The sequence below is a fragment of the Burkholderia cepacia ATCC 25416 genome (assembly GCF_001411495.1).
Lineage (GTDB): Bacteria > Pseudomonadota > Gammaproteobacteria > Burkholderiales > Burkholderiaceae > Burkholderia > Burkholderia cepacia.
Genome location: NZ_CP012981.1, coordinates 2,433,171 through 2,454,759 on the forward strand (window position 1 = coordinate 2,433,171; position 21,589 = coordinate 2,454,759).

General features: G+C 67.8%; 17 protein-coding genes. 6 read left to right on the forward strand and 11 right to left on the reverse strand.

Features of this window, described 5'->3' with window-relative positions; all coding sequences use genetic code 11:
* Positions 1–52: 52 nt before the first annotated feature.
* Entirely contained in the window at positions 53–937 is an 885-nt protein-coding gene (galU, locus tag APZ15_RS11040) for a UTP--glucose-1-phosphate uridylyltransferase GalU (protein WP_027787729.1), read from the reverse strand.
* 87 nt (positions 938–1,024) lie between these two features.
* A complete protein-coding gene (locus APZ15_RS11045) occupies positions 1,025–3,892 on the reverse strand; it encodes a valine--tRNA ligase (protein WP_027787728.1) in 2,868 nt (955 codons plus the stop codon).
* Between the two features lie 224 nt (positions 3,893–4,116).
* Between APZ15_RS11045 and APZ15_RS11050 the strand changes: the two genes are divergently transcribed.
* Together APZ15_RS11050 and APZ15_RS11055 are read left to right on the forward strand one after the other, a co-directional pair.
* Positions 4,117–6,480 (forward strand): UvrD-helicase domain-containing protein, encoded by a 2,364-nt coding sequence (locus tag APZ15_RS11050; RefSeq protein ID WP_027787727.1) that lies wholly within the window; start codon positions 4,117–4,119, stop codon positions 6,478–6,480.
* On the forward strand, positions 6,477–7,274 hold the full coding sequence (locus tag APZ15_RS11055; RefSeq protein WP_027787726.1) for a 5'-methylthioadenosine/adenosylhomocysteine nucleosidase: 798 nt from the start codon (positions 6,477–6,479) through the stop codon (positions 7,272–7,274). The genes APZ15_RS11050 and APZ15_RS11055 overlap by 4 nt, the downstream gene beginning before the upstream one ends.
* A 69-nt stretch (positions 7,275–7,343) precedes the next feature.
* Here APZ15_RS11055 and APZ15_RS11060 read toward each other — a convergent pair whose 3' ends face one another.
* Entirely contained in the window at positions 7,344–8,582 is a 1,239-nt protein-coding gene (locus APZ15_RS11060) for an MFS transporter (RefSeq protein WP_021162356.1), read from the reverse strand.
* A 407-nt stretch (positions 8,583–8,989) separates the two neighbouring features.
* On the opposite strand from APZ15_RS11060, the gene APZ15_RS11065 reads away from it, so the two are divergent.
* On the forward strand, positions 8,990–10,663 hold the full coding sequence (locus APZ15_RS11065) for a methyl-accepting chemotaxis protein (RefSeq protein ID WP_027787725.1): 1,674 nt from the start codon (positions 8,990–8,992) through the stop codon (positions 10,661–10,663).
* Positions 10,664–10,863: 200 nt separating this feature from the next.
* A complete protein-coding gene (locus APZ15_RS11070) occupies positions 10,864–11,892 on the forward strand; it encodes an EpsG family protein (protein ID WP_027787724.1) in 1,029 nt (342 codons plus the stop codon).
* Positions 11,893–11,929: 37 nt separating this feature from the next.
* On the opposite strand, the gene APZ15_RS11075 is transcribed toward APZ15_RS11070, so the two are convergent.
* The 4 genes from APZ15_RS11075 to APZ15_RS11090 are packed head-to-tail and all read right to left on the reverse strand — an operon-like array spanning position 11,930 to position 16,841.
* Positions 11,930–12,805, reverse strand: coding sequence for an efflux RND transporter periplasmic adaptor subunit (locus APZ15_RS11075; RefSeq protein WP_014897260.1), 876 nt, complete (start codon positions 12,803–12,805; stop codon positions 11,930–11,932).
* Positions 12,806–12,817: 12 nt separating this feature from the next.
* Positions 12,818–13,021 (reverse strand): DUF1656 domain-containing protein, encoded by a 204-nt coding sequence (locus APZ15_RS11080; protein WP_011351756.1) that lies wholly within the window; start codon positions 13,019–13,021, stop codon positions 12,818–12,820.
* Positions 13,018–15,219 (reverse strand): FUSC family protein, encoded by a 2,202-nt coding sequence (locus APZ15_RS11085; RefSeq protein ID WP_027787723.1) that lies wholly within the window; start codon positions 15,217–15,219, stop codon positions 13,018–13,020. The genes APZ15_RS11080 and APZ15_RS11085 overlap by 4 nt, the downstream gene beginning before the upstream one ends.
* A gap of 14 nt (positions 15,220–15,233) precedes the next feature.
* Entirely contained in the window at positions 15,234–16,841 is a 1,608-nt protein-coding gene (locus APZ15_RS11090; RefSeq protein ID WP_080982021.1) for an efflux transporter outer membrane subunit, read from the reverse strand.
* A 157-nt stretch (positions 16,842–16,998) separates the two neighbouring features.
* On the opposite strand from APZ15_RS11090, the gene APZ15_RS11095 reads away from it, so the two are divergent.
* Both APZ15_RS11095 and APZ15_RS41730 read left to right on the forward strand, forming a co-directional pair.
* Entirely contained in the window at positions 16,999–17,940 is a 942-nt protein-coding gene (locus APZ15_RS11095; RefSeq protein WP_027787721.1) for a LysR family transcriptional regulator, read from the forward strand.
* Between the two features lie 117 nt (positions 17,941–18,057).
* A complete protein-coding gene (locus tag APZ15_RS41730; RefSeq protein ID WP_006476208.1) occupies positions 18,058–18,210 on the forward strand; it encodes a hypothetical protein in 153 nt (50 codons plus the stop codon).
* 57 nt (positions 18,211–18,267) lie between these two features.
* On the opposite strand, the gene APZ15_RS11100 is transcribed toward APZ15_RS41730, so the two are convergent.
* The 4 genes from APZ15_RS11100 to wrbA are packed head-to-tail and all read right to left on the reverse strand — an operon-like array spanning position 18,268 to position 21,573.
* The gene (locus tag APZ15_RS11100; protein ID WP_027787720.1) at positions 18,268–19,098 is read right to left on the reverse strand and encodes a metallophosphoesterase; all 831 of its coding nucleotides are present in this window, start codon (positions 19,096–19,098) and stop codon (positions 18,268–18,270) included.
* Between the two features lie 25 nt (positions 19,099–19,123).
* Positions 19,124–20,545 carry an FAD-binding oxidoreductase gene (locus APZ15_RS11105; RefSeq protein ID WP_027787719.1) on the reverse strand — a complete coding sequence of 474 codons (1,422 nt, stop codon included), beginning with the start codon at positions 20,543–20,545 and terminating at the stop codon, positions 19,124–19,126.
* A gap of 18 nt (positions 20,546–20,563) precedes the next feature.
* A complete protein-coding gene (locus APZ15_RS11110; RefSeq protein ID WP_027787718.1) occupies positions 20,564–20,956 on the reverse strand; it encodes a DUF2069 domain-containing protein in 393 nt (130 codons plus the stop codon).
* A complete protein-coding gene (wrbA, locus tag APZ15_RS11115; protein WP_027787717.1) occupies positions 20,953–21,573 on the reverse strand; it encodes an NAD(P)H:quinone oxidoreductase in 621 nt (206 codons plus the stop codon). Before wrbA ends, APZ15_RS11110 begins: the two co-directional genes overlap by 4 nt.
* Positions 21,574–21,589: the final 16 nt, after the last annotated feature.

Below are 21,589 nucleotides of genomic sequence, written 5' to 3' on the forward strand. Positions count from 1 at the left end.
CGGTGAGGTGAGGGCGGGCTCGCCGGAGTGAGCCCTTGCGCCCTTGCCGCGTTCAGTCGGCCGGGTGTGCGCTGGCGCGCGCGCGCAGGTACGCGTCGAATTCCGCGCCGACTTCCGCGTGGCGCAGCGCGAATTCGACCGTTGCCTTCAGGTAGCCGAGCTTGCTGCCGCAGTCGTAGCGCGTGCCCTGGTACTTGTAGGCCAGCACCTGTTCATCGGCGAGCAGCGCCTGGATCGCGTCGGTGAGCTGCAGTTCGCCGCCCGCGCCGGGCTTCAGCGCGCGCAGGTGCTCGAAGATCCTCGGCTTCAGGATGTAGCGGCCGACCACGCCGAGGTTCGACGGCGCGACTTCCGGCGCCGGCTTTTCGATGATCGCCGACATCTTGACGATCGACTCCTCCCACTCCTTGCCGTCGACGATCCCGTACGACTTCGTCTCCGACGGCGGGATCTCTTCGACGCCGATCACCGAGCTGTGATAGTGGTCGAACACGTCGACCATCTGCTTCATCACGGGCGGGTTGCCGTCGAGCAGGTCGTCGGCGAGGATCACCGCGAACGGGTTGTCGGCCACGAGCTTTTCCGCGCACAGCACCGCATGGCCGAGGCCGAGCGCTTCCGGCTGGCGCACGTAGAAGCAGTCGACATGGCTCGGCTTGATGCTGCGCACGAGTTCGAGCAGCTTCTCCTTGCCGCGCGCCTCGAGTTCGGCCTCGATTTCGTACGACTTATCGAAGTGGTCCTCGATCGCGCGCTTGCTGCGCCCGGTGACGAAGATCATCTCGGTAATGCCGGCGGCGATCGCTTCCTCGACCGCGTACTGGATCAGCGGCTTGTCGACGACCGGCAGCATTTCCTTCGGGCTTGCCTTAGTTGCCGGGAGGAAGCGCGTGCCGAGGCCGGCAACAGGGAATACCGCCTTGGTGACTTTCAACATGATCGAACCTTTATTTCTGTAATCGACTTGTCAGACGGTTTATGTTCACGTCCGCATTATAGTGAACGCAAACAACCTTACCCTTTGTTACGCAGGCAACCGATCGAGCTGCGCGCGCAGTTTTTCGAGCGTGCTCTGGAATTCCGCGACGCGCTTCTGCTCCTGTTCGACCACCGCCGGCGGCGCTTTCGCGACGAAAGCCTCGTTGCCGAGCTTCGCATTGCATTTCGCGATTTCGCCCGTCAGGCGCGCGATTTCCTTCGACAGGCGCTCGCGTTCGGCCGCGACGTCGATTTCCACCTTCAGCACCAGCTTGTTCGGCCCGACGATCGCGATCGGCGCGCCGTGCGCTTCCTTGTCGAGCGCCGCTTCGTCCGCGAGGATCTGCACTTCCGACAGGCGCGCGAGCGCCTGGACGTACGGCGCGAACGAGCGCAGGCGCTCGGCATCGCCGGCGGCAAGCAGCGGCACCTTGGTTGCCGGCGACAGGTTCATCTCGCCGCGCAGGTTGCGGCACGCGTCGACGATCGCCTTCAGGTCGGCCGCCCACTGTTCGGACACCTCGTCGATCTTCTGCAGGTTCGCGACCGGGTACGCCTGCACCATCAGCGACGCTTCTCCGTCGGCCTTGCCTTCCGGATAGCGGCCGGCGAGCGGCGCGACCTTCTGCCAGAGCGCTTCGGTAATGAACGGGATGATCGGGTGCGCGAGGCGCAGCACCGTTTCGAGCACGCGCAGCAGCGTGCGGCGCGTTGCGCGCTGCTGTTCCGGCGTGCCGTTCTGGATCTGCACCTTCGCGAGTTCGAGATACCAGTCGCAGTACTCGTCCCACACGAACTTGTAGATGCTGCTTGCGATGTTGTCGAAGCGGTAATCGGCGAAGCCCTTCGCGATGTCGGCCTCGGTGCGCTGCAGCAGCGAGACGATCCAGCGGTCGGCCGCCGAGAAGTCGAGGTAGCCGCCCGGGCCGCAATCGCCCGCGCCGCAGACTTCCGGCTTGTCGCTGCCGCAGTCGTGGCCTTCGCAGTTCATCAGCACGAAGCGCGTCGCGTTCCACAGCTTGTTGCAGAAGTTGCGATAGCCCTCGCAGCGCGCGAGGTCGAAGTTCACGTTGCGGCCGAGCGTTGCCATCGACGCCATCGTGAAGCGCAGCGCATCGGTGCCGAACGCGGCGATGCCGTCCGGGAATTCCTTGCGCGTCTTCTTCTCGATCGTCGCGGCCTGTTTCGGGTTCATCAGGCCCGTCGTGCGCTTCGCGACCAGCGTGTCGAGGTCGATGCCGTCGACGATGTCGATCGGGTCGAGCGTGTTGCCCTTGCTCTTCGACATCTTCTGGCCTTCCGCGTCGCGCACGAGGCCGTGCACGTAGACGGTGTGGAACGGCACCTGGCCCGTGAAGTGCGTGGTCATCATCACCATCCGGGCGACCCAGAAGAAGATGATGTCGAAGCCCGTGACGAGCACCGACGACGGCAGGAAGTGCTTCAGTTCAGGCGTTTCGTTCGGCCAGCCGAGCGACGAGAACGGCACGAGCGCCGACGAGAACCACGTGTCGAGCACGTCCTCGTCGCGCTTCAGTGCGCCCGCGTAACCCTTCGCGGCAGCCTGCGCGCGCGCTTCTTCCTCGTTGCGCGCGACGAACACCTCGCCGTTCTCGCCGTACCACGCGGGAATCTGGTGGCCCCACCACAGCTGGCGCGAGATGCACCAGTCCTGGATGTTCTCGAGCCACTGGTAATAGGTGGTCGTCCAGTTTTCCGGCACGAACTTGATCTGGCCGTTGCGCACGACGTCGAGCGACGTTTCCGTGATCGACTTGCCGGGATTGAACGTGCCTTCCGGCGCCGGCTTCGTCATCGCGACGAACCACTGGTCGGTCAGCATCGGCTCGATGACGACGCCCGTGCGGTCGCCGCGCGGCACCATCAGCTTGTGCGGCTTCACGGAATCGAGGAAGCCCTGCGCGTCGAGGTCGGCGACGATCGCCTTGCGCGCGTCGAAGCGGTCGAGGCCGCGATACTGCTCGGGGCCGTTGTCGTTGATCTTCGCGTCGAGCGTCAGGATCTCGATCGGCGCGAGGTTGTGGCGCAGGCCGACCTGGTAGTCGTTGAAGTCGTGCGCGGGCGTGACCTTCACGACACCCGTGCCGAACTCGCGGTCGACGTAGTCGTCGGCGATCACCGGGATCTCGCGGCCCGTCAGCGGCAGCGTGACGAGCTTGCCGATCAGGTGCGCGTAGCGCTCGTCTTCCGGATGGACCATCAGCGCGACGTCGCCGAGCATCGTTTCCGGGCGCGTCGTGGCAACGGTCAGCGAGCCCGAGCCGTCGACGAGCGGGTAGCGGATGTGCCACAGGTGGCCGTTTTCCTCTTCGCTCACGACTTCGAGATCCGACACGGCGGTCAACAGCACCGGATCCCAGTTGACGAGGCGCTTGCCGCGGTAGATCAGGCCCTGTTCATAAAGCGTGACGAACACGTCGCGCACGGCGGACGACATCTTGTCGTCCATCGTGAAGTATTCGCGCGACCAGTCGGTGGACGCGCCGATGCGGCGCACCTGGCCGGTGATCGTCGAACCGGATTTTTCCTTCCATTCCCACACGCGCTCCACGAACTTCTCGCGGCCGAGGTCGTGGCGCGACACGCCCTGCGCGTCGAGCTGGCGCTCGACGACGATCTGGGTCGCGATCCCCGCGTGGTCGGTGCCGGGCACCCACAGCGTGTTCTCGCCGAGCATCCGGTGGTAGCGGGCGAGGCCGTCCATGATCGTCTGGTTGAACGCGTGGCCCATGTGCAGCGTGCCCGTCACGTTCGGCGGCGGCAACTGGATCGAGAAATCGGGGCGGGCCGGATCGAATGCCGGGGCCGCGTAACCGCGCTTTTCCCACTCCGGCCCCCAATGGGACTCGATGGTGTGGGGCTCGAAACTCTTCGCAAGCGTGTTGTCGCTCATGTTGGAAATCTGCCGAAAAATGCGTGAATTGGATGCCGAATCCGACAATTATAAATGGATGCACATCGACCAGCCATCGCCTTGCCGGCGCGGGCCCGCCGCGACGCGGCCGCCACGTGCCGGCAACGTACGCGCGACGGGCGGTCGAACGGATCGGGAACGGCATCGTCCGGCCGACTTATAATGTCGGGTCCGCATTTTCCTCGCCCGTTCGCTGCCGCTCCATGCCCGACCTGCTCGCCAATCTGAACCCCGAACAACTCGCCGCCGTCACGTTGCCGAACGAACCGGCGCTGATCCTCGCAGGGGCGGGCAGCGGCAAGACCCGCGTGCTGATCACGCGCATCGCGTGGCTGATCCAGCAGGGCTACGCATCGCCGCCCACCGTGCTCGCCGTGACCTTCACGAACAAGGCCGCGCGCGAGATGATGGCGCGCCTGTCGGCGATGATGCCGATCGACACGCGCGGGATGTGGATCGGCACGTTCCACGGCCTGTGCAACCGGATGCTGCGCACGCACTGGCGCGACGCCGGCCTGCCGCAGACCTTCCAGATCCTCGACACGGCCGACCAGCTGTCCGCGATCAAGCGGCTGATGAAGGCGGCGAACGTCGACGACGAGAAGTACCCGCCGAAGAACGTCCAGTACTTCATCAACAATGCGAAGGAGCAGGGGCTGCGTCCCGACAAGGTCGACGCGACCGACAACTTCAACCGCAAGTTCGTCGAGCTGTACCAGGCATACGACCAGCAGTGCCAGCGCGAGGGCGTCGTCGATTTCCCCGAGCTGCTGCTGCGCTGCTATGAATTGCTCGCGTACAACGCGCCGCTGCGCGCGCACTACCAGGCGCGCTTCCGGCACATCCTCGTCGACGAGTTCCAGGACACCAACAAGCTGCAGTACGCGTGGCTCAAGATGCTCGCGGGCGGCCAGAACGCGATCTTCGCGGTCGGCGACGACGATCAGTCGATCTACGCGTTCCGCGGCGCGAACGTCGGCAACATGCGCGACTTCGAAGACGAATTCCGGGTGCGCAACCTGATCAAGCTCGAGCAGAACTACCGGTCGCACGGCAACATCCTCGACGCGGCGAACCAGCTGATCTCGAACAACGCGCACCGCCTCGGCAAGAACCTGCGTACCGACGCCGGCCACGGCGAACCCGTGCGCGTGTACGAGGCGAGTACCGATTCGCAGGAAGCCGGCTGGATCGTCGAGGAGATCCGCTCGCTGATCAACACCGGGATGGCGCGCAGCGAAGTGGCCGTCCTGTACCGCAGCAACGCGCAGTCGCGCTCGATCGAGCACACGCTGATGTCGTCGGGCATCCCGTACCGCGTGTACGGCGGCCTGCGCTTCTTCGAACGCCAGGAAGTGAAGCACGCGCTCGCGTACCTGCGCCTGATCGACAACCCGAACGACGACACCGCGTTCGTGCGCGTCGTGAACTTCCCGACCCGCGGAATCGGCGCGCGCTCGATCGAGCAGCTCGCCGACGCCGCGCGCCTGTACGGCTGCTCGATGGCCGCCGCGATTCCGTACGTGACGGGGAAGGCCGGCACGAGCCTCGGCGGGTTCGCGAACCTGGTCGCGAAGATGCGCGCCGACACGCAGCAGATGAACCTGCCCGACACCGTCGAGCACATCGTGCGCGCCAGCGGTCTCGCCGATTTCTACCAGGGCGAGCGCGAAGGCCAGGACCGTCTCGAGAACTTGCAGGAACTCGTGAACGCGGCCACCGCGTTCATTGCCGAGGAGGGCTACGGGCTCGACACGCCGGCCCGTTCGATTCCGCTGCGCGCAGGCGCGATCGCGGCCCCGGAGCTCGGCTCTGCGGCGGACGATCAGGCGGTCGACGTGCTCGACCCGGTATCGCCTGCCGATCCGGCACAGAACCCCGATACGATGACGCCGCTCGCCGGTTTCCTGTCGCATGCGTCGCTGGAGGCCGGCGACAACCAGGCGCAGGCCGGCCAGGACGCCGTGCAGCTGATGACGGTGCACGCGGCGAAGGGGCTCGAATTCTCGGCCGTGTTCATCACGGGCCTCGAGGAAGGGCTGTTCCCGCACGAGAACAGCGTGCTCGAATCGGACGGCCTCGAGGAAGAGCGCCGGCTGATGTACGTCGCGATCACGCGCGCGAAGGAGCGGCTCTACCTGTCGTTCGCGCAGAGCCGGATGCTGCATGGCCAGACGCGTTACAACGTGCGCTCGCGCTTCTTCGACGAGCTGCCCGAACACGTGCTCAAGTGGCTGACGCCGAAGGTCGAGGTCGGTTCACGCTGGGGTGGCCGGTCGGACAACGCCGGGTACGGGCGCGACTGGTTCGCGCGGCCGGGCGGCGGCAGTCGCGAGCAGATCGTCGATGCGGCCGTGTCCGCGCCGCTGCCGGCGTTCGCGAACAAGCAGCGGGCCGCCGATACCGGTTTCCGCGTCGGCCAGCAGGTGTTCCATACCAAGTTCGGCGAAGGCACGGTCACCGCGCTCGAAGGCAACGGCACCGATGCGAAGGCACAGGTGAAATTCAAGCGGCACGGCGAGAAGTGGCTCGCGCTCGCGGTCGCGAAACTGCAGGCGGTGGAATGACCGGCATCGACATGGTGGGCACGGCTTCGATTCGACCGCTCGGCATCCTGGCCGCGCTGCCCGAGGAACTCGGCGACCTGATCGCCGCGATGCGCGCCGACGGCGCGATGAAGACGGTCACGCTCGGCCGCCGCGATTATCACGTCGGTACCGTGCACGGCGCGGCCTGTGTGGTGACGCTCGCGCGGGTCGGCAAGGTCGCTGCCGCCGCGACGGTCAGCGCGCTGATCCACGTGTTCGGCGTGTCGGGCATCGTGTTCACCGGCGTCGCGGGCGGTGTGTCGCGCACGGTGCGTGTCGGCGATGTCGTCGTGGCCGATACGCTGCTGCAGCACGATCTCGACGCGTCGCCGCTGTTTCCGCGCTATGAGGTGCCTTTGCTCGGCATCACGCGTTTCGCGACCGACGCCGCACTGACCGCGCGCCTGCGGGCCGCGTGCACGCAATTCGTCGCGGAAGAGGGTGCGCAGTTCGCCGCACGCTTCAGCCTGGCCGGCGCGACGCTGCACGCGGGGCTCGTCATCAGCGGCGACCGCTTCGTGTCGAGCGAGCGCGAGGTCGTCGCGCTGCGCGACGCGCTGCCGGATGCGCTCGCGGTCGAAATGGAAGGGGCGGCGATCGCGCAGGTGTGCGCGGAGCACGACGTGCCGTTCGCGCTCGTGCGCACGATCTCCGATACGGCCGACGATCACGCGACGCAGTCGTTCTCGCACTTCCTGTCGGCGATCGCGAGCAGTTATTCGTCCGGCATCCTCAAGCGTTTCCTGACGCTGCATGCGACGACGGCGGCCTGAAGCCGCCGTCGATCCCGTCGATCGGAGCATCACGGCCGCGGCGCCGGCAGGCGCGCCGCGGCCGTTTTTTCACGCCTTCTTGCGCCGGCTGCTTTCGAGGTTCGGCAGGAACACCGTCAGCACGCCGATCAGCGGCAGGAACGAGCACACCTTGTAGACGAACGTGATGCTCGTCGCGTCGGCGAGCTGGCCGAGCACGGCCGCGCCGACACCGCCGAGGCCGAACGCGAAGCCGAAGAACAGGCCCGCGACCATCCCGACCTTGCCGGGCATCAGCTCCGTCGCGTAGACCAGGATCGCGGCGAACGCGGACGCGAGCACGATGCCGATGATCACGGTCAGCACGCTGGTCCAGAACAGGTTCGCGTACGGCAGCAGCAGCGTGAACGGCGCGACGCCGAGGATCGATACCCAGATCACGTACTTGCGGCCGATCCGGTCGCCCACCGGCCCGCCGATCAGCGTACCCGCCGCCACGGCCGCGAGGAACACGAACAGGTGGATCTGCGCGGCCTGCACCGACAGGTGGAACTTGTCGATCAGGTAGAACGTGAAATAGCTGTTGATGCTCGCGAGGTAGAAGTACTTCGAGAACACGAGCAGCACCAGCACGCCGATCGCGCCCATCACGCGGCCGCGCGACAGCGTCGGGTGGCCGGCCGCCGCGGCCTTCTTCTTCATCGACGGATGCTTCTTGTACCAGTGGCCGATCTGCGTGAGCACGATCATCGCGACGAGCGCGGCTGCCGAGAACCACGCGATGCTGTGCTGGCCGTGCGGAATGATCACGAGCGCGGCGAGCAGCGGCCCGAGCGCGGAACCCGCGTTGCCGCCGACCTGGAACACCGACTGCGCGAGCCCGTGCTGGCCGCCCGACGCCATCCGCGCGACGCGCGACGATTCGGGATGGAACACCGACGAGCCGCAACCGACGAGCGCCGCGGCCACCAGCAGCATCGGGAAGTTCGGCGCGACCGACATCAGCAGCAGCCCGGCGAGCGTGAAACCCATGCCGACCGGCAGCGAATACGGTTTCGGACGCTTGTCGGTATAGAGGCCGACGAGCGGCTGCAGCAGCGACGCGGTGATCTGGTAGGTGAGCGTGATCAGGCCGATCTGCGCGAACGACAGCGCGAACTGGCTCTTGAGCATCGGGTAGATCGCGAGGATCAACGACTGGATCATGTCGTTGAGCATGTGCGAGAAGCTGATTGCGCCGAGCACCGGGTAGACGGTGCGGGCGACGGGTGGCGCGGAAGGCTGGGTGGCGGCTGCGCCGGCGGAGCCGGTGTCGAGGCTGGTTTCCATGTGAGAGCTGAACGAGTTGAGGTGGCGGGAGCGCTCTGCTGGGGATCGGCGCGTCTTGAATCGTTGCTGCGTCAAAGAAGTGTAATGTGGCGTATCAGGAATGTCCGGACAAGTTTTATCGTGAATCGGACATTCATCCGACGGATCGATCGATGCCCGCTTTTTTGGCCGGGTATAACGCTGGCGGCACGCTCGCCCGCAAGCGGGGCGGGCGCCCGGGGCCGGTGCGTGGTTTACCGGACTCAAGAAACGGCGGTGGCGGCCGTAGAACGACCCAATGACAACAGGCGCGCCGCGCCCGGCACCGGCTATCCGCCGTGCGGGCGCAGGACGCGCGGCATGGCCAGCCATCGCGGGTACGCCGGGACCGACCTTTCCGGCCGCGTGATCAATACGGGGATATATCGATGAAAGCAGCATCTTTGCGTCCACAGCCCGGTGCGGCCGCCGCCGCACCCGACGTCGCCGCCGGTCGCGCCGCCCGGCGCCCGCGGGCGGCGCGTCGCGAGCGCCGGCCGTGGACCGTCAAGGCGACGTTGCGCGCCGCATTCGCGATCCTGCTCGCCGGCACGCTGGCGATCGGCATGTTTTCGCTCTGGCAGATCAGCCGGCTGAATGCGTCGATCGCCTCCGTCTACGAGCAGGGTCACGTCGCGAGCCGCGCGGCCGAGGAGGTTCGGGCCGAAGTGCTGCGTGCGAGCCGTGCCCAGAAGATGCTGCTGACCGCGACCACCGCGAAGGAACGCAACGAGTTGGGTGCCGACGTGGGCGCCGGGCTCGCGTCGATCGGCCAGGCGCTCGGCACGCTGCAGCGCTATGCGGATCCGGCCGACGTCGACGATTCGGCGCGGCTGCGCGCATTCTCGACGGCGGTCGGCGCGTGGAGCGCGCATCTGCGCGATTTCGTCGCGCTCGTGCAGGCACAGCCGCTCGACCTGTCGCAGATGAGCTGGCAGGTCGGCACGCAGGACGTGTCGCTGCTGGTCGAAACCGGCAAGCTCGAAAAACTGGTCGCCGAACTCGTGAAGACACGCGGTGCGAAGTCGAAGGCGACGCTCGATGCGTCCGCCACCATCTTCTCGTCGTCGTTCGCGATGATCGCGGCGATGACGGTTGCGCTGATCGTGCTCGCGATCGTCATCGCGGAGCGCGTCGTGCGCCGTCTCGCGTCGCAGCTCGGCGGCGAGCCCGCGCATGCGAAGGCGATTGCCGCGGACATCGCGCGCGGCGACCTGACGCGACCGATCACGCTGGGCCGGCACGACCGCGACAGCATGGTGCGTGCGCTGGCCGAGATGCAGACGGGGCTTGCGGCGACCGTCGGCGAGATCGCCGTCAGCGCCGAGGCGATCGCGGCCGCGTCGGGCGAGATTTCCACCGGCAATCTCGATCTGTCCAGGCGCACCGAGCAGCAGGCCGTCGCGCTCGAGCGCACCGCGGCCAGCATGGAGCAGCTCACGTCGACCGTACGGCAGAACGCGGAGAACGCGCGGCAGGCGAGCGCGCTCGCGGCCAATGCTTCGGCCGTTGCGGAGACGGGCGGGGAAGTCGTCGGGCGCGTCGTCGCGACGATGAGCGAGATCGACGACAGCGCGAAGAACATCCGCGACATCATCGGCACGATCGAGGGGATCGCGTTCCAGACCAACATTCTCGCGTTGAACGCGGCCGTCGAGGCCGCACGCGCGGGCGAGCAGGGGCGCGGCTTCTCGGTGGTCGCGGGTGAAGTCCGCCTGCTCGCGCAACGCGCGGCGACCGCGGCGAAGGAGATCCGAGCGCTGATCGGCGCGTCGGTCGAGCGAGTCGCGAACGGTGCGGCGCTCGCGCACGATGCGGGCCGCACGATGGGCGACGTCGTGCGCGCGGTCAAGCGCGTGACCGACATCATCGGCGAAATTTCCGCGGCATCGGACGAGCAAAGCGCGGGGATCGACGAGATCGGCCGCGCGGTCACGCAGATGGACGCCGGCACCCAGCAGAACGCGGCACTCGTCGAGCAGGCGGCCGCCGCGGCGAACGCGCTCGACGAGCAGGCGCAGGCCTTGAAGTCGCTGGTCGGGCGCTTTCGTATCGCGGCCTGACGCGGCCCGAGCGCCGCGCGGTCGCGGGCCGGCCACCCGCGACACGCGCAATCCGCCGCTCATCCGCCGGTGGGTGACAAAACCGGCAGTCACGCGCCGCGCGATCCCCTACAATGCGCTTCCACACAGCTGGGGACCAGAACCCGCGGCGCGCGCATCGACACCGGTGCGGCACTGCGCCGAGCGGGTCATTCATAACAATGACAACGACGATTTATCTGAGCGGATACCTGTGCATCCTCGTCTCCGCCGCGCTCGGCATGCGCACGCGCATGCCGCCGTGGCGGTGGCTCGCGGCGGGTATCGCACCGGCCGCCACGTTCGCCGTGCTGCGTGGCCGGACGGGCACCGACACGGCGATTTACCAGGGCATCATCGCCGGCATCTGGAGCGGCAACTTGAAGGTCGTACCGCGCACGCTCGAGCCGGGCTTCGTATGGCTCGTGCGCGCGCTCGAATGGGTCGGGCACGACCCGCGCATCGTGACGGCAATCCTGTCGCTGCTGATCGTCATCGCATGTGTCGTCGCGTTCGGGCGGACGGCCGAGGATGCGTGCGTGTTCGCCACGCTGATCTTTCCGCTGTTCTTCTACGACATGGCGATGAGCGGGCTGCGTTATGGCCTCGCGTTCTGCGCGGCCAAGATCGCGTCGGACGAATGGGCGCGCAGGCGGCATGGCGCGTCGATCGCGCTGGCGGCCGCGGCGGCCGGCATGCACGTGTCGGCGGTGCTGCTCGTCGTGCTGCTCCAGGTGCGGCGGCTGCGCCTGCTGCGTTATGCGGGGCTGGCGGTCGCGATCGGCGGCGTGCTGTTCGCGATGCACCACGACGCGTTGCTGGCGAAGTTCGGACTCTATGCGGCATTCACGCCGCCGGCACAGATGTCGGGCAGCGCACCGCTCGTGCTCGCGCTGCTGACCCTCGCGGCCGGCTGGGCGCTGCTTGCCCGCATGCCGCGCACGCTCGTGTTCCTGTTCGCCTGCGAGATCGCGAGTTTCGCGCTCGCGCGGGTCAGCTATGCGGGACTGCGCTTCCAGTGGCTCGTGCTGTTCGCGATGGGCTGCCAGTTCGTGCCGCTGCAACGCGTGCCGTACGTGCGGCGCCCGTATGTGATCGCCGCACTCGTCGTGATCGGCGCCATCGGCTTTGCGATGCGGTTGCGCAACATGATCGGCGAAGCGGGGCTCGGCCCGTCGCCGTTCCTGCCTTACCGGTTCTTCTGGGAGTGACGCCGCCGGGCGGGATGCCGCCCGGCGCGCGTTGCGCTTACGACTTCTTCTGCTTGTCCGGATCGATGATGACCGTGCAGGTCGTACCCGCCGACAGCACCACGTCGGCCGGCACTTCGTCGATCCTGATGCGCACCGGCACGCGCTGCGCGAGGCGCACCCAGTTGAAGGTCGGGTTCACGTCCGCGACGAGGTCGCGGCTTTGCGGGTTGTCGCGATCGTAGATGCCGCGCGAGATGCTTTCGACGTGGCCCTTCATCACGCCGCCGCTCATCAGCCGCATTTCGGCCGGCGCGCCGATCTTCACGCGCGGCAGCTTGGTTTCCTCGAAGTAGCCGTAGACCCAGAACGAGTGGCTGTCGACGATCGCGAGCTTCGCCTGGCCGGCCACCGCATAGTTGCCCTTGAACGTCTGCAGGTTCGTGATGTAGCCGTCGACCGGCGCGACGACGCGCGTGCGCTCGAGGTTGAGCTTCGCGGCATCGAGCGCGGCGATCGCCTGCTGGTACTGCGCATCGGCGCTCGACGCACTGTGCGCGGCGTTCTCGCGGTTTTCCTTCGACACGACGAGCGCATCGAGATCCGCGCGGCGCGCCGCGTCGTCGCGGCGCATCTGCAGTTCCGCGCGGCGGGCGGCGACGGCCGCCTGCGCCTGCTCGACCGCGATCTGGTAGTGCGACGGGTCGATCTGCATGATCAGGTCGCCCTTTTTCACGAGCTGGTTGTCATGCACGGGCAGTTCGACGATCGCGCCCGACACGTCCGGCGCGACGTTGACGATCTCGGCGCGCACGCGCCCGTCGCGCGTCCACGGATCGTCCATGTAGTGCACCCACAGCGAGCGCCCGATTAGGATCGCGACGAGAAGAATGACGGCGGTCGCGACGAAGCCGAAGAGTTTTCTGAGAATCATGATGGTTCGGAATCAACGGTAAACGGCAAGACTCAGTCCGCCGCAAATGCAGACGAGGAGGCAGGCCCGGAACAGCGACGGGTGCCAGACGAGACGGTAGAGGCCCGTATAGGCGAGCAGGCGGTCGACGGCCCAGGTCGCGAGCGCGCCGAGGACGAACATCAGCACCACCGTGGGCATGTAGGCATCGAGAATGGCGATTTCACGCGGCATCATGACGAGGCTCCTGGTTGGGGACGCACGGGGCGGTTGCGGTTGAGCGCGGCGAGCGGCGATTCGGGATCGAGCAGTGCCGTGCGCACGAAATGCAGATGGCTCAGGATGCGCTGCAGCCGGTGGCGTTCCTCGCGCGTCGGCGTGAACGCGTCGAGCGTCTGCCGGGTCGCGTCGATCGCATCGTTTACCGCGGCGAGCGTTGTATCGAAACGTTCGGCGTCCGGCCGCGCGAACAGCGACGACAGCGCGGCGCGCATCGTTTCGATCGCACGGCGCCACGGCGTCGTCGGCGCGTAGCGCGGGTCGGACGGCAGCGTTGCCAGCTCGTGGCGCAGGTCGATGGCCGCATTCCCGGTTTCGAGCACCGCGAACATCCAGCGCAGCGCGTCGCGCTGCACGTCAGGCTGGTCGGCCGACAGCGTGTGCGCCTGGTACATCAGGTCGCGCGCGCCGCTCTCGAAGCGCGTGCGCAGTCCGGCGAGCCGCGCGTGGCAGGCCGCGACGGCCTGGTGACGCAGGTCGGCCAACAGGCGTTTCTTGAGCCACGGCGCGGTCGGCGGGAACAGCACGGCGAACGCGATCGCCGAGACGAGCATCGACAAAAGGAGCGCGAGCGCGTCGTTCATGAAGCTCGTGGGATCGTAGTGCGTGATGCTGTCGGGGCCGGCGAGGAAGCAGAAGAAGATCAGATAGCCCGCGCCGTAGCCGGCGAGCTTCGGCTTCAGCGCCATGTAGATGCCGATCGCGAGCAACGGCGCGAGCGCCGCGCACAGCAGGACGAAGCCGTCGATCCGCGGGTAGATGCCGAACGTCAGCAGGAAGCCGGTGCAGACGGCCAGCGCCGTGCCCATCCCCATCTGCGCGGCCATCGCGGTCGGGCGCGGCGCCGACGACGCGAGCGCGCAGGTCGCCGCGGCGTTCAGCACCAGCATCACGCCGCTCGGCCACGCAGTCTCGATCCAGAACCAGCCGAGCGCGAGAATCACCGTCGCGGTGCGGATCCCCGCGATCGTGGCGGCCGTTTTGTTGGTGCGCGGCTCGTAGCGTTCGATCCAGCGTTCGCGCTCGTGCGTCGCGGTCGCGAGCGACGCATAGGTCGCCGCGTATTCCTGCAGGTCGGTGATGAAGCGGTACAGCAGTTCGGCGGCGGTATCGAAGTCGAGCAGCGGGAAGTCGGGCTGCGTTTCGAGTTCCGCGCGTGTCGCGCGGATACGGCGCGGCAGCGCGTCGCGCCACGCGAGCAGTTGCTCGGCCGAGTGCGCGGCGTCGATCGACGTGCGCACGGGTTCGCCATTGCGCGTGAGCAGCGGCGCGATCTCGCGGAAATACGGCTCGATCGCATCGATCGCGGCCTGCGCGCCGGCCGCGTGCAGCCGGTTCATCAGCTGGTGCAGCGCGTGAAAGCGGCTCGACGCGCTCATGAACTCGCTGTTCAGCCGCGCGAGGCGGCCGCTGCGCATGCGCGTGTCCGGGTCCTCGAACACGGCCATGCTGCGCGCGGCCTCGAAGCCGACCACGTCGGCGACGAAGCGCGTATGGATGGTCTCGATGTGCGCGCGGTCGAGCTGGCCCGACAGCGCCGACGCGACGTAGTCGACGAAGCTGCCGAAGCGCTTGCGCACCGTCGTGCGCATCTGCTCGCCCGTGTACCGAGGAAACACGAGCGCGCTGACGACGCCGGCCGACACGATCCCGATGATGACTTCGGAGACCCGCGTCATCGCGCTCATGAATGCGCCATCCGGGTGCTGCGACGCGGGCAGGCCGATCAGCGCGGTCGTATAGCCGGCGAGCAGGAAGCCGTAACTGCGGAAGTTGCGGTTGCGCGCGGCGCCGGCGGTGCACAGCGCGATCCACAGGGCGATCGCCAGCAGGAACAGCTGCGGCTGCTGCGGGAACAGCCCGACGAACGTGAGCGTCGCGATGAGCCCGAAGATCGTGCCGGCGACCCGGTAGAAGCTTTTCGCGAGCACGGCGCCGCTTTGCGGCTGCATCACGATGAAGACGGTCGTCATTGCCGTTTTCGGCGCCGGGAGGTCGAGCCGCATCGACACGCCGAGCGCGATGAAGGCCGCGAGCAGTGCCTTGAACAGGTAGAGCCACGCGGCACCGTCGGTGCGGGCCCAGTCGCCGAACGCGGCATACCAGGCCGCGAACGGACCACCGGCGGTCGGGGAGAGGGGGGAGGAGGCTGACATGGCGTCGCTCCGGGTTACCGTGCGGCCGGCACGCCGGCGGCACCGGCGGCCGCGACCTGCGCGGGCCGGGCGGCGGCTGCCACGGGTTTCGCACCCGACGCGGCGGCCGGCGCGGCTGCGCCCGCGGCGGATTCGCCATGCGACGATTGGCTGCCCGGCGGATGGCCGCCCCGCACGTCCGTGCCCGTCTCGACGCCGCCACCAAGCGCGGCCATCAACTGAGCGTGCGCGGCGAGGCGTTCCGCATCGATGCGGGCGGCCGTTTCCTGCGCGCGCAACAATTGCTGCTGCGCGACCAGCACGTTGACGTAGTCGGTCAGGCCGCGGCGGAAGCCTTCGCGCGACAGCTGGTAGCTGCGGTCGTTGGCGGCCACCGAGCGTGCGGCGTCCTTCTTCTGCGTATCGAGCGAACGGATCCGCACGACCTGGTCGGCGATGTCCTTGAGCGCGCCGACGATCGTCTGGTTGTATTGCTCGACCGCCTGGTCGTAGCCGGCATTCGCCGCGCCGAGCTGCGCGCGCAGCCGGCCGCCTTCGAAGATCGGCAGCGACAGCGCGGGGCCGGCCGTCCAGCCGCCGTTCATCGCGCGCAGGAAGTCGGTGAACGGCGCGGTCACGCCGAAGCCGCCGACCGTCGCGAGCAGGTCGATGTTCGGATAGAACGAAGCCTTCGCGACGTCGATGCCGCGCGCCTGCGCGTCGACCGTCCAGCGTGCCGCGACGACGTCGGGGCGGCGGCCGAGCAGGTCGGCCGGCATCGCCGACGGCAAGCCGGCCGGTGCGTCGAGCGACAGCCGAGGCCGCTTGATCGCATCGCCGGCGCCCGGGCCCTTGCCGGCCAGTGCGGCGAGCTGGTGCCGCGCGAGCTGGATCGCTTCCTCGTAGCTGTCGATCTGGCGCTCATAGTCGGGCAGCGTCGATTCCGCCTGGCTTACCTCGAGCTGCGTGCCGAGGCCAGCCTGCAGCCGCTTGCGCGCGAGATCGGCGAGCGAGCGCTGGCGTTCGAACGTTTCGTGCGCGAGGTCGAGCAGCGCGTAGTTCATCGACATGCCGACGTACGCGCGCACGACATTGACTTCGAGTTCGAGCTTCGCCGCGCGTGCGTCGGCGGCGGTCGCGTGCGCGGTATCGAGCGCGCGCTCGGTCGCGTTCTTGTCCTTGCCCCACAGGTCGAGGTGGTAGGACAGGCCGAGCGTGCCGGTGTTGTTCCAGGTGTCGGTGTTCGCGAGCGGGCCGGGGCCGTAATAGACGTTGTCCGGCCAGTGCTGGCGCATCAGCGAGAGGTTGCCGTTGATCTGCGGCAATTCGGCCGAGCGGGCCACGCGCGCCATCGCCTGCGCTTCGCGCACGCGGGCCTCGGCGGCCGCGAGCGTCGGGTTGCCGGCCTGCGCGGCGGCAATCCACGTGTCGAGCTGCGGATCGCGGTAGGCGCGCCACCAGTCGGCCGCGGGCCAGCCCGCGTCGCGGTCGGCCGCGCGGATGGCCGCGCCGGCATCGAGCGCGTTCGCTTCGATGCGGGCCGACTGCGGCTTGTTGTCGCCCATGCTCGCGCACCCGGCCATTATTAATGAGACTGCAAGAACCGCCAGTGCGAGCGTCCCTTTTGTCGCCGGAGACTGCACGATTTTCTCCCTTTCGGATATAGATGAGTCGGATGCGATTATATTTTTCAGCGATTCCTGAATATATGGACAAGGGTGCAAGTCATTTTTACGAATCCTGAGACAATACTTGTTTGCCTCTGTGCAACAATCCGTCCGGATTCAAACGGGTAATGGGATGGATACGTTACAAAACATGCGGGTATTCGTCCGCGTGGTCGACGCGGGAAGCTTTACCGCGGCCGCCCAGCAGATGAATTCGACCACTGCCTACGCGTCGCGCGCGGTCTCGGATCTCGAGGCGCACCTGCGCACGCGCCTTCTGAACCGCACGACGCGCCGGATCGCACTGACCGAAGCCGGCGAGCGCTACCTGCAGCGCTGCGAGCAGATCCTCGCGTATGTCGACCAGGCCGAAGCCGAGGCGGGCGACGCGCATGCGCGCCCGTCGGGCAAGCTGAAGGTGCATTGCTTCACGAGCCTCGGCCAGCACTACCTGGTGCCGGCCATCGCGCGCTATCGCGAGCGCTACCCGGACGTGCACGTCGAGCTGACGCTCGCGCAGCGGATGCCCGACCTGCTCGACGAGGGCTACGACGTCGCGATCGTCGTCGGCCGCGACCTGCCGGATTCGGGGCTCGTGTCGCAGCGGCTCGGCGAGAGCTACAGCGTGGTGTGCGCGTCGCGCGGCTACGTCGAGGCGAACGGCGTGCCGCAGCGGCCCGCGGATCTCGCGCAGCACGTATGCCTCGGGATGGTCGCGCCGGGCTTTCAGTTCGACGAATGGGCGCTCGCGGGGCCGAACGGCGACGAAGTCGTCCCGATCACGGCGCCGCCGTTTCGCGTGAACGTCGCCGAGGCGCTCGCCGTGGCCGTGCGCGAAGGGATGGGGATCGGCGGCCTGCCGCTCTATTCGGCGATCGGCTGGTTGCGCAGCGGGCACATCGTGCGCGTGATGCCCGAATACCGGTCGCACGTGATGAACATCTACGCGCTGTATCCGTCGCGTCAGTACCTCGACGCGAAAATCCGTACCTGGGTCGATTTCCTGCGCGACGAGCTGCCGGCCACGCTGGCAGCCGACGAAGCCGCGCTCGAACAGTACACGCGTGCGACATGACCGCGCGGTTGGCCGCAATCTGACGAGATTTGTCCTTCACGCAACATTTTTTTACGAACGCGTGCCGGACAGTTTGATACTGTGGAAATTAACGAGATACGCAACCCCGGAGTAGCGATGGATACGCACCTGATGATCGGCCTTGGAGTCCTGCTGGGCGCGGCCGCGGCCGCCGCGGCGACCCGCGACCTGCTGCGCGCGATGAAGGCGAAGGCGCAGATGAAGCCGGTGCCGGTACGGGTGCGCGAGCCGCGCCGCCCGGGGCGCTGATCCGCGGTCACGCTCCGGGTCGAAAAGGCCGCGCAATGCGGCCGGGCGGGCCGGCGTTCAGCCGAGCTCGACGACCTTGTCCCACGTGAACGCGGTGTTTTCCCGTTCGCCGGTGCGCCGGTGGATGTAGCCGCGCGGATTGCATACCACGCGTGTGCCACCGTCCGCCACATAGTCGAATGACGTATGCGTGTGGCCGTGGAGCCACAGATCCACCGGCGGCTGCACGAGTTCCGCCATGTCCGTGACGAATCCCGCCGACGCAAGATCGTCCGCATAGCGCTGCGCCAGCGAGCGCCGGTGCGGCGCATGGTGGGTAACGACGATCGTCCGGCCCGCGAACGGCGTTGCGAGTTGCGTCTCCAGCCATGCGCGGCTGCGTCGATGCAGCGCGATCGCGTCGGCCGGCGAGAAATCCCGTTCCGGCGTGCCCGGCGCCGCATGCAGCGCCGCGTCATGCGGCCAGGTCACCTGGATCAAGCCCTTGAAATCGAGCATCACGCGCAGCCCGGCGTCGATTGCGCCCGCGAGGCTGGCTTCGTCGGTACCGAACAGCGAAAAATCGGCCCAGAGCGTCGTGCCGAGCACGCGGAACCGCTGCCCGGGATCGACGTAGACGTCGTTGTTCAGGTAATGCACGTTGTCGAGCGCCTGCGCCGCGTCGCGCATCGCCGTCTCCAGCGCGCCGAATTCCCCGTCGTAGTACTCGTGGTTGCCTGGCACGTAGATCACCGGTACCGCGGGATCGAACGTTTCGGCCGCCCAGCGCAGGCCTTCCGCATGATTGTGGATGTCGCCGGCCAGCACGACGAGATCCGCGTCGGCATGCGCGATCGCGTCGGGCTGGTTGCTTTCGAGGTGCAGATCGGACAGGACGCGGATTTTCACGGGCGGGGCTCCGGAGTGGGCGGCTTCAGCGCAGGACCTTGCCGGGATTCATCAGGCCGCGCGGGTCGAGCGCGGTCTTCAGCGTGCGCATCAGCGTCGTTTCGACCGGGGACTTGTAGCGCTGCGCGTCGTCGATCTTCAGCTGGCCGATCCCGTGCTCCGCGCTGATCGTGCCGTGGTGGCGGTGCACGTTGTCGTAGACGATCCGGTTGATCGGCGCCTGGAACGCGGCGAGGAACGCCTTCGGATCGCCGCCTTCGGGCATCTGCACGTTGTAGTGGAGGTTGCCGTCGCCGAGGTGGCCGAACGTGACCATCCGCGCGCCCGGCGCGGCCTGCTGGATCGCCGCGTCGGTTTCGTCGATGAAGCGCGCGATCGACGAAATCGGCACCGCGATGTCGTGCTTGATGTTGAGCCCCTCGTCGGCCTGTGCGAGCGGGATGTGCTCGCGCAGATCCCAGAACGCGCGCGATTGCGCGAGATTCTCCGCGACCACCGCGTCGACCACGAGCCCGGCCTCGAACGCTTCCTCCATCAGTTTCTCGAACAGCGCGCGCGCATGCGCTTCGCTTTCGTTGTCGGACAGTTCGAGCAGCACCGTTTGCGCGTGCGTCTGCGCGAACGGGTAGCGCAGTTGCGGGTAGTGCTTGCCGACCAGCTGCATGCAGAAATCCGACATCAGCTCGAAGCCGGTCAGGAGCGGCCCGGCCGCGCGCTGCGCGAGCGCGAGGAAATCGAGCGCCGCGTGCGGCGATTCGAGCGCGGCGAGTGCCGTGACCTGCGCGGCCGGCAGCGGATGCAGCTTCATCACGGCCGCCGTGATGATCCCGAGCGTGCCTTCCGCGCCGATGAACAGGTCGCGCAGGTCGTAGCCCGTGTTGTCCTTGCGCAGTCCGCGCAGGCCGTCCCAGATCTCGCCTTGCGGCGTTACCACCTCGAGCCCGAGGCACAGTTCGCGCGCGTTCCCGTAGCGCAGCACCGCGGTGCCGCCCGCGTTGGTCGACAGGTTGCCGCCAATCGTGCAGCTGCCTTCCGCCGCGAGGCTCAGCGCGAACAGCCGGCCGCCTTCGCGGGCACGTGCCTGCACGTCGGCGAGAATCACGCCGGCTTCGACGGTGATCGTGTTGTTGTGCGGATCGAGCGCGCGCACGCGGTTCAGGCGCGCGACGCTCAGCACGGCCTGGCTGCCGCTCGCGTCGGGCGTGGCGCCGCCGGCAAGGCCGGTGTTGCCGCCTTGCGGCACGAGCGCGATGCCGTGTGCGTTGGCCAGCTTGACGAGGGCGGCGACCTCGGCCGTGTTCGCGGGTTTCAGCACCGCGCACGCGGCACCCTTGTAGCGGCGGCGCCAGTCGGTCAGGAACGGTTCGGTATCGTGCGGGTCGGTCAGCACATGATCGGCGCCGATCGCATCGCGGCACGCGGAAACGAAAGCTTCGGAGGACATCATCACCTTGTCGCGTAAGGGTCAGGACGCGGCGCGCGACTTTTTCGCCGCGCGCTTGAACGGCGCGACGTATGCCAGCGCCGTCACGAAGAAACCGACGGCGAGCGCGGTTTCGCACCAGCCGAGCGTCGCGGACAGCCCGCGATCGGACATGCCGCGCACGACGCCTTCGGCGAAATAGACGAGGATCAGCATGCTCGCCCACTGCATCGTATAGATGTTACGCCGCCAGACGCCGGGCAGCGCGAGCGCGAGCGGTATGGCCTTGAGCATCAGCGCGGAGCCGCCCGGGCGCAGCGGCGCGAGCCGCAGCTCCCACGCAAGCGACAGCGCGATCAGCACGACGAGGCATGCGGCGGCAATCAGCGCGTAGCGCGGCCGGGCAGTGACGGCGGGACGGGCGGGGGCGTTCATGCGGCTTCGGCGGCCTGGGCGCTGGAGAGGGCGGCCGCCGCGCGAGCGAGCCGCACGCCGAGCGCGGCCGCGAGCGTCTTTTCGTCCGCCGACAGCCCGCCGGCGGCCGAGCGGTCGTGCTGCGCGACGTGAGATGCGCCGTACGGCGTGCCGCCGGTACGCGTCGTGCTGAGTGCGGATTCCGTGTACGGGATCCCGACGATCATCATGCCGTGATGAAGCAGCGGCAGCATCATCGACAGCAGCGTCGATTCCTGGCCGCCGTGCAGGCTGCCCGTCGACGTGAACACGCTTGCCGGCTTGCCGGTCAGCGCACCCGACAACCATTGCGGCGTGGTGCCGTCGAGGAAATACTTGAGCGACGCGGCCATGTTGCCGAAGCGGGTCGGCGAGCCGAGCGCGAGGCCCGCGCATTCCTCGAGATCGCGCAGTTCCGCGTACGGCGGGCCGTCGGCGGGGATGTCGGGGGCGGTGGCTTCGCAGACGGTCGACACGGGCGGCACGGTGCGGATGCGGGCCTGCATGCCCGGCACGCTGTCGATGCCGTTCGCGATCGCGAGTGCGAGATCGCGCGTGGCGCCGTGACGGCTGTAATAGAGAACGAGGATGTCTTTCATGGGCGACGGAACCGCG

Excerpts from the sequence above, each read along its gene's own strand:
- APZ15_RS11095 (WP_027787721.1), top strand. The coding sequence starts at position 16,999 with ATGGATACGTTACAAAACATGCGGGTATTCGTCCGCGTGGTCGACGCG.
- APZ15_RS11110 (WP_027787718.1), bottom strand. The coding sequence starts at position 20,956 with ATGAACGCCCCCGCCCGTCCCGCCGTCACTGCCCGGCCGCGCTACGCG.
- APZ15_RS11045 (WP_027787728.1), bottom strand. The coding sequence starts at position 3,892 with ATGAGCGACAACACGCTTGCGAAGAGTTTCGAGCCCCACACCATCGAG.
- APZ15_RS11075 (WP_014897260.1), bottom strand. The coding sequence starts at position 12,805 with ATGATTCTCAGAAAACTCTTCGGCTTCGTCGCGACCGCCGTCATTCTT.
- APZ15_RS11050 (WP_027787727.1), top strand. The coding sequence starts at position 4,117 with ATGCCCGACCTGCTCGCCAATCTGAACCCCGAACAACTCGCCGCCGTC.
- APZ15_RS11085 (WP_027787723.1), bottom strand. The coding sequence starts at position 15,219 with ATGTCAGCCTCCTCCCCCCTCTCCCCGACCGCCGGTGGTCCGTTCGCG.
- APZ15_RS11055 (WP_027787726.1), top strand. The coding sequence starts at position 6,477 with ATGACCGGCATCGACATGGTGGGCACGGCTTCGATTCGACCGCTCGGC.
- APZ15_RS41730 (WP_006476208.1), top strand. The coding sequence starts at position 18,058 with ATGGATACGCACCTGATGATCGGCCTTGGAGTCCTGCTGGGCGCGGCC.
- galU (WP_027787729.1), bottom strand. The coding sequence starts at position 937 with ATGTTGAAAGTCACCAAGGCGGTATTCCCTGTTGCCGGCCTCGGCACG.
- APZ15_RS11060 (WP_021162356.1), bottom strand. The coding sequence starts at position 8,582 with ATGGAAACCAGCCTCGACACCGGCTCCGCCGGCGCAGCCGCCACCCAG.
- APZ15_RS11105 (WP_027787719.1), bottom strand. The coding sequence starts at position 20,545 with ATGATGTCCTCCGAAGCTTTCGTTTCCGCGTGCCGCGATGCGATCGGC.
- APZ15_RS11080 (WP_011351756.1), bottom strand. The coding sequence starts at position 13,021 with ATGATGCCGCGTGAAATCGCCATTCTCGATGCCTACATGCCCACGGTG.
- wrbA (WP_027787717.1), bottom strand. The coding sequence starts at position 21,573 with ATGAAAGACATCCTCGTTCTCTATTACAGCCGTCACGGCGCCACGCGC.
- APZ15_RS11070 (WP_027787724.1), top strand. The coding sequence starts at position 10,864 with ATGACAACGACGATTTATCTGAGCGGATACCTGTGCATCCTCGTCTCC.
- APZ15_RS11065 (WP_027787725.1), top strand. The coding sequence starts at position 8,990 with ATGAAAGCAGCATCTTTGCGTCCACAGCCCGGTGCGGCCGCCGCCGCA.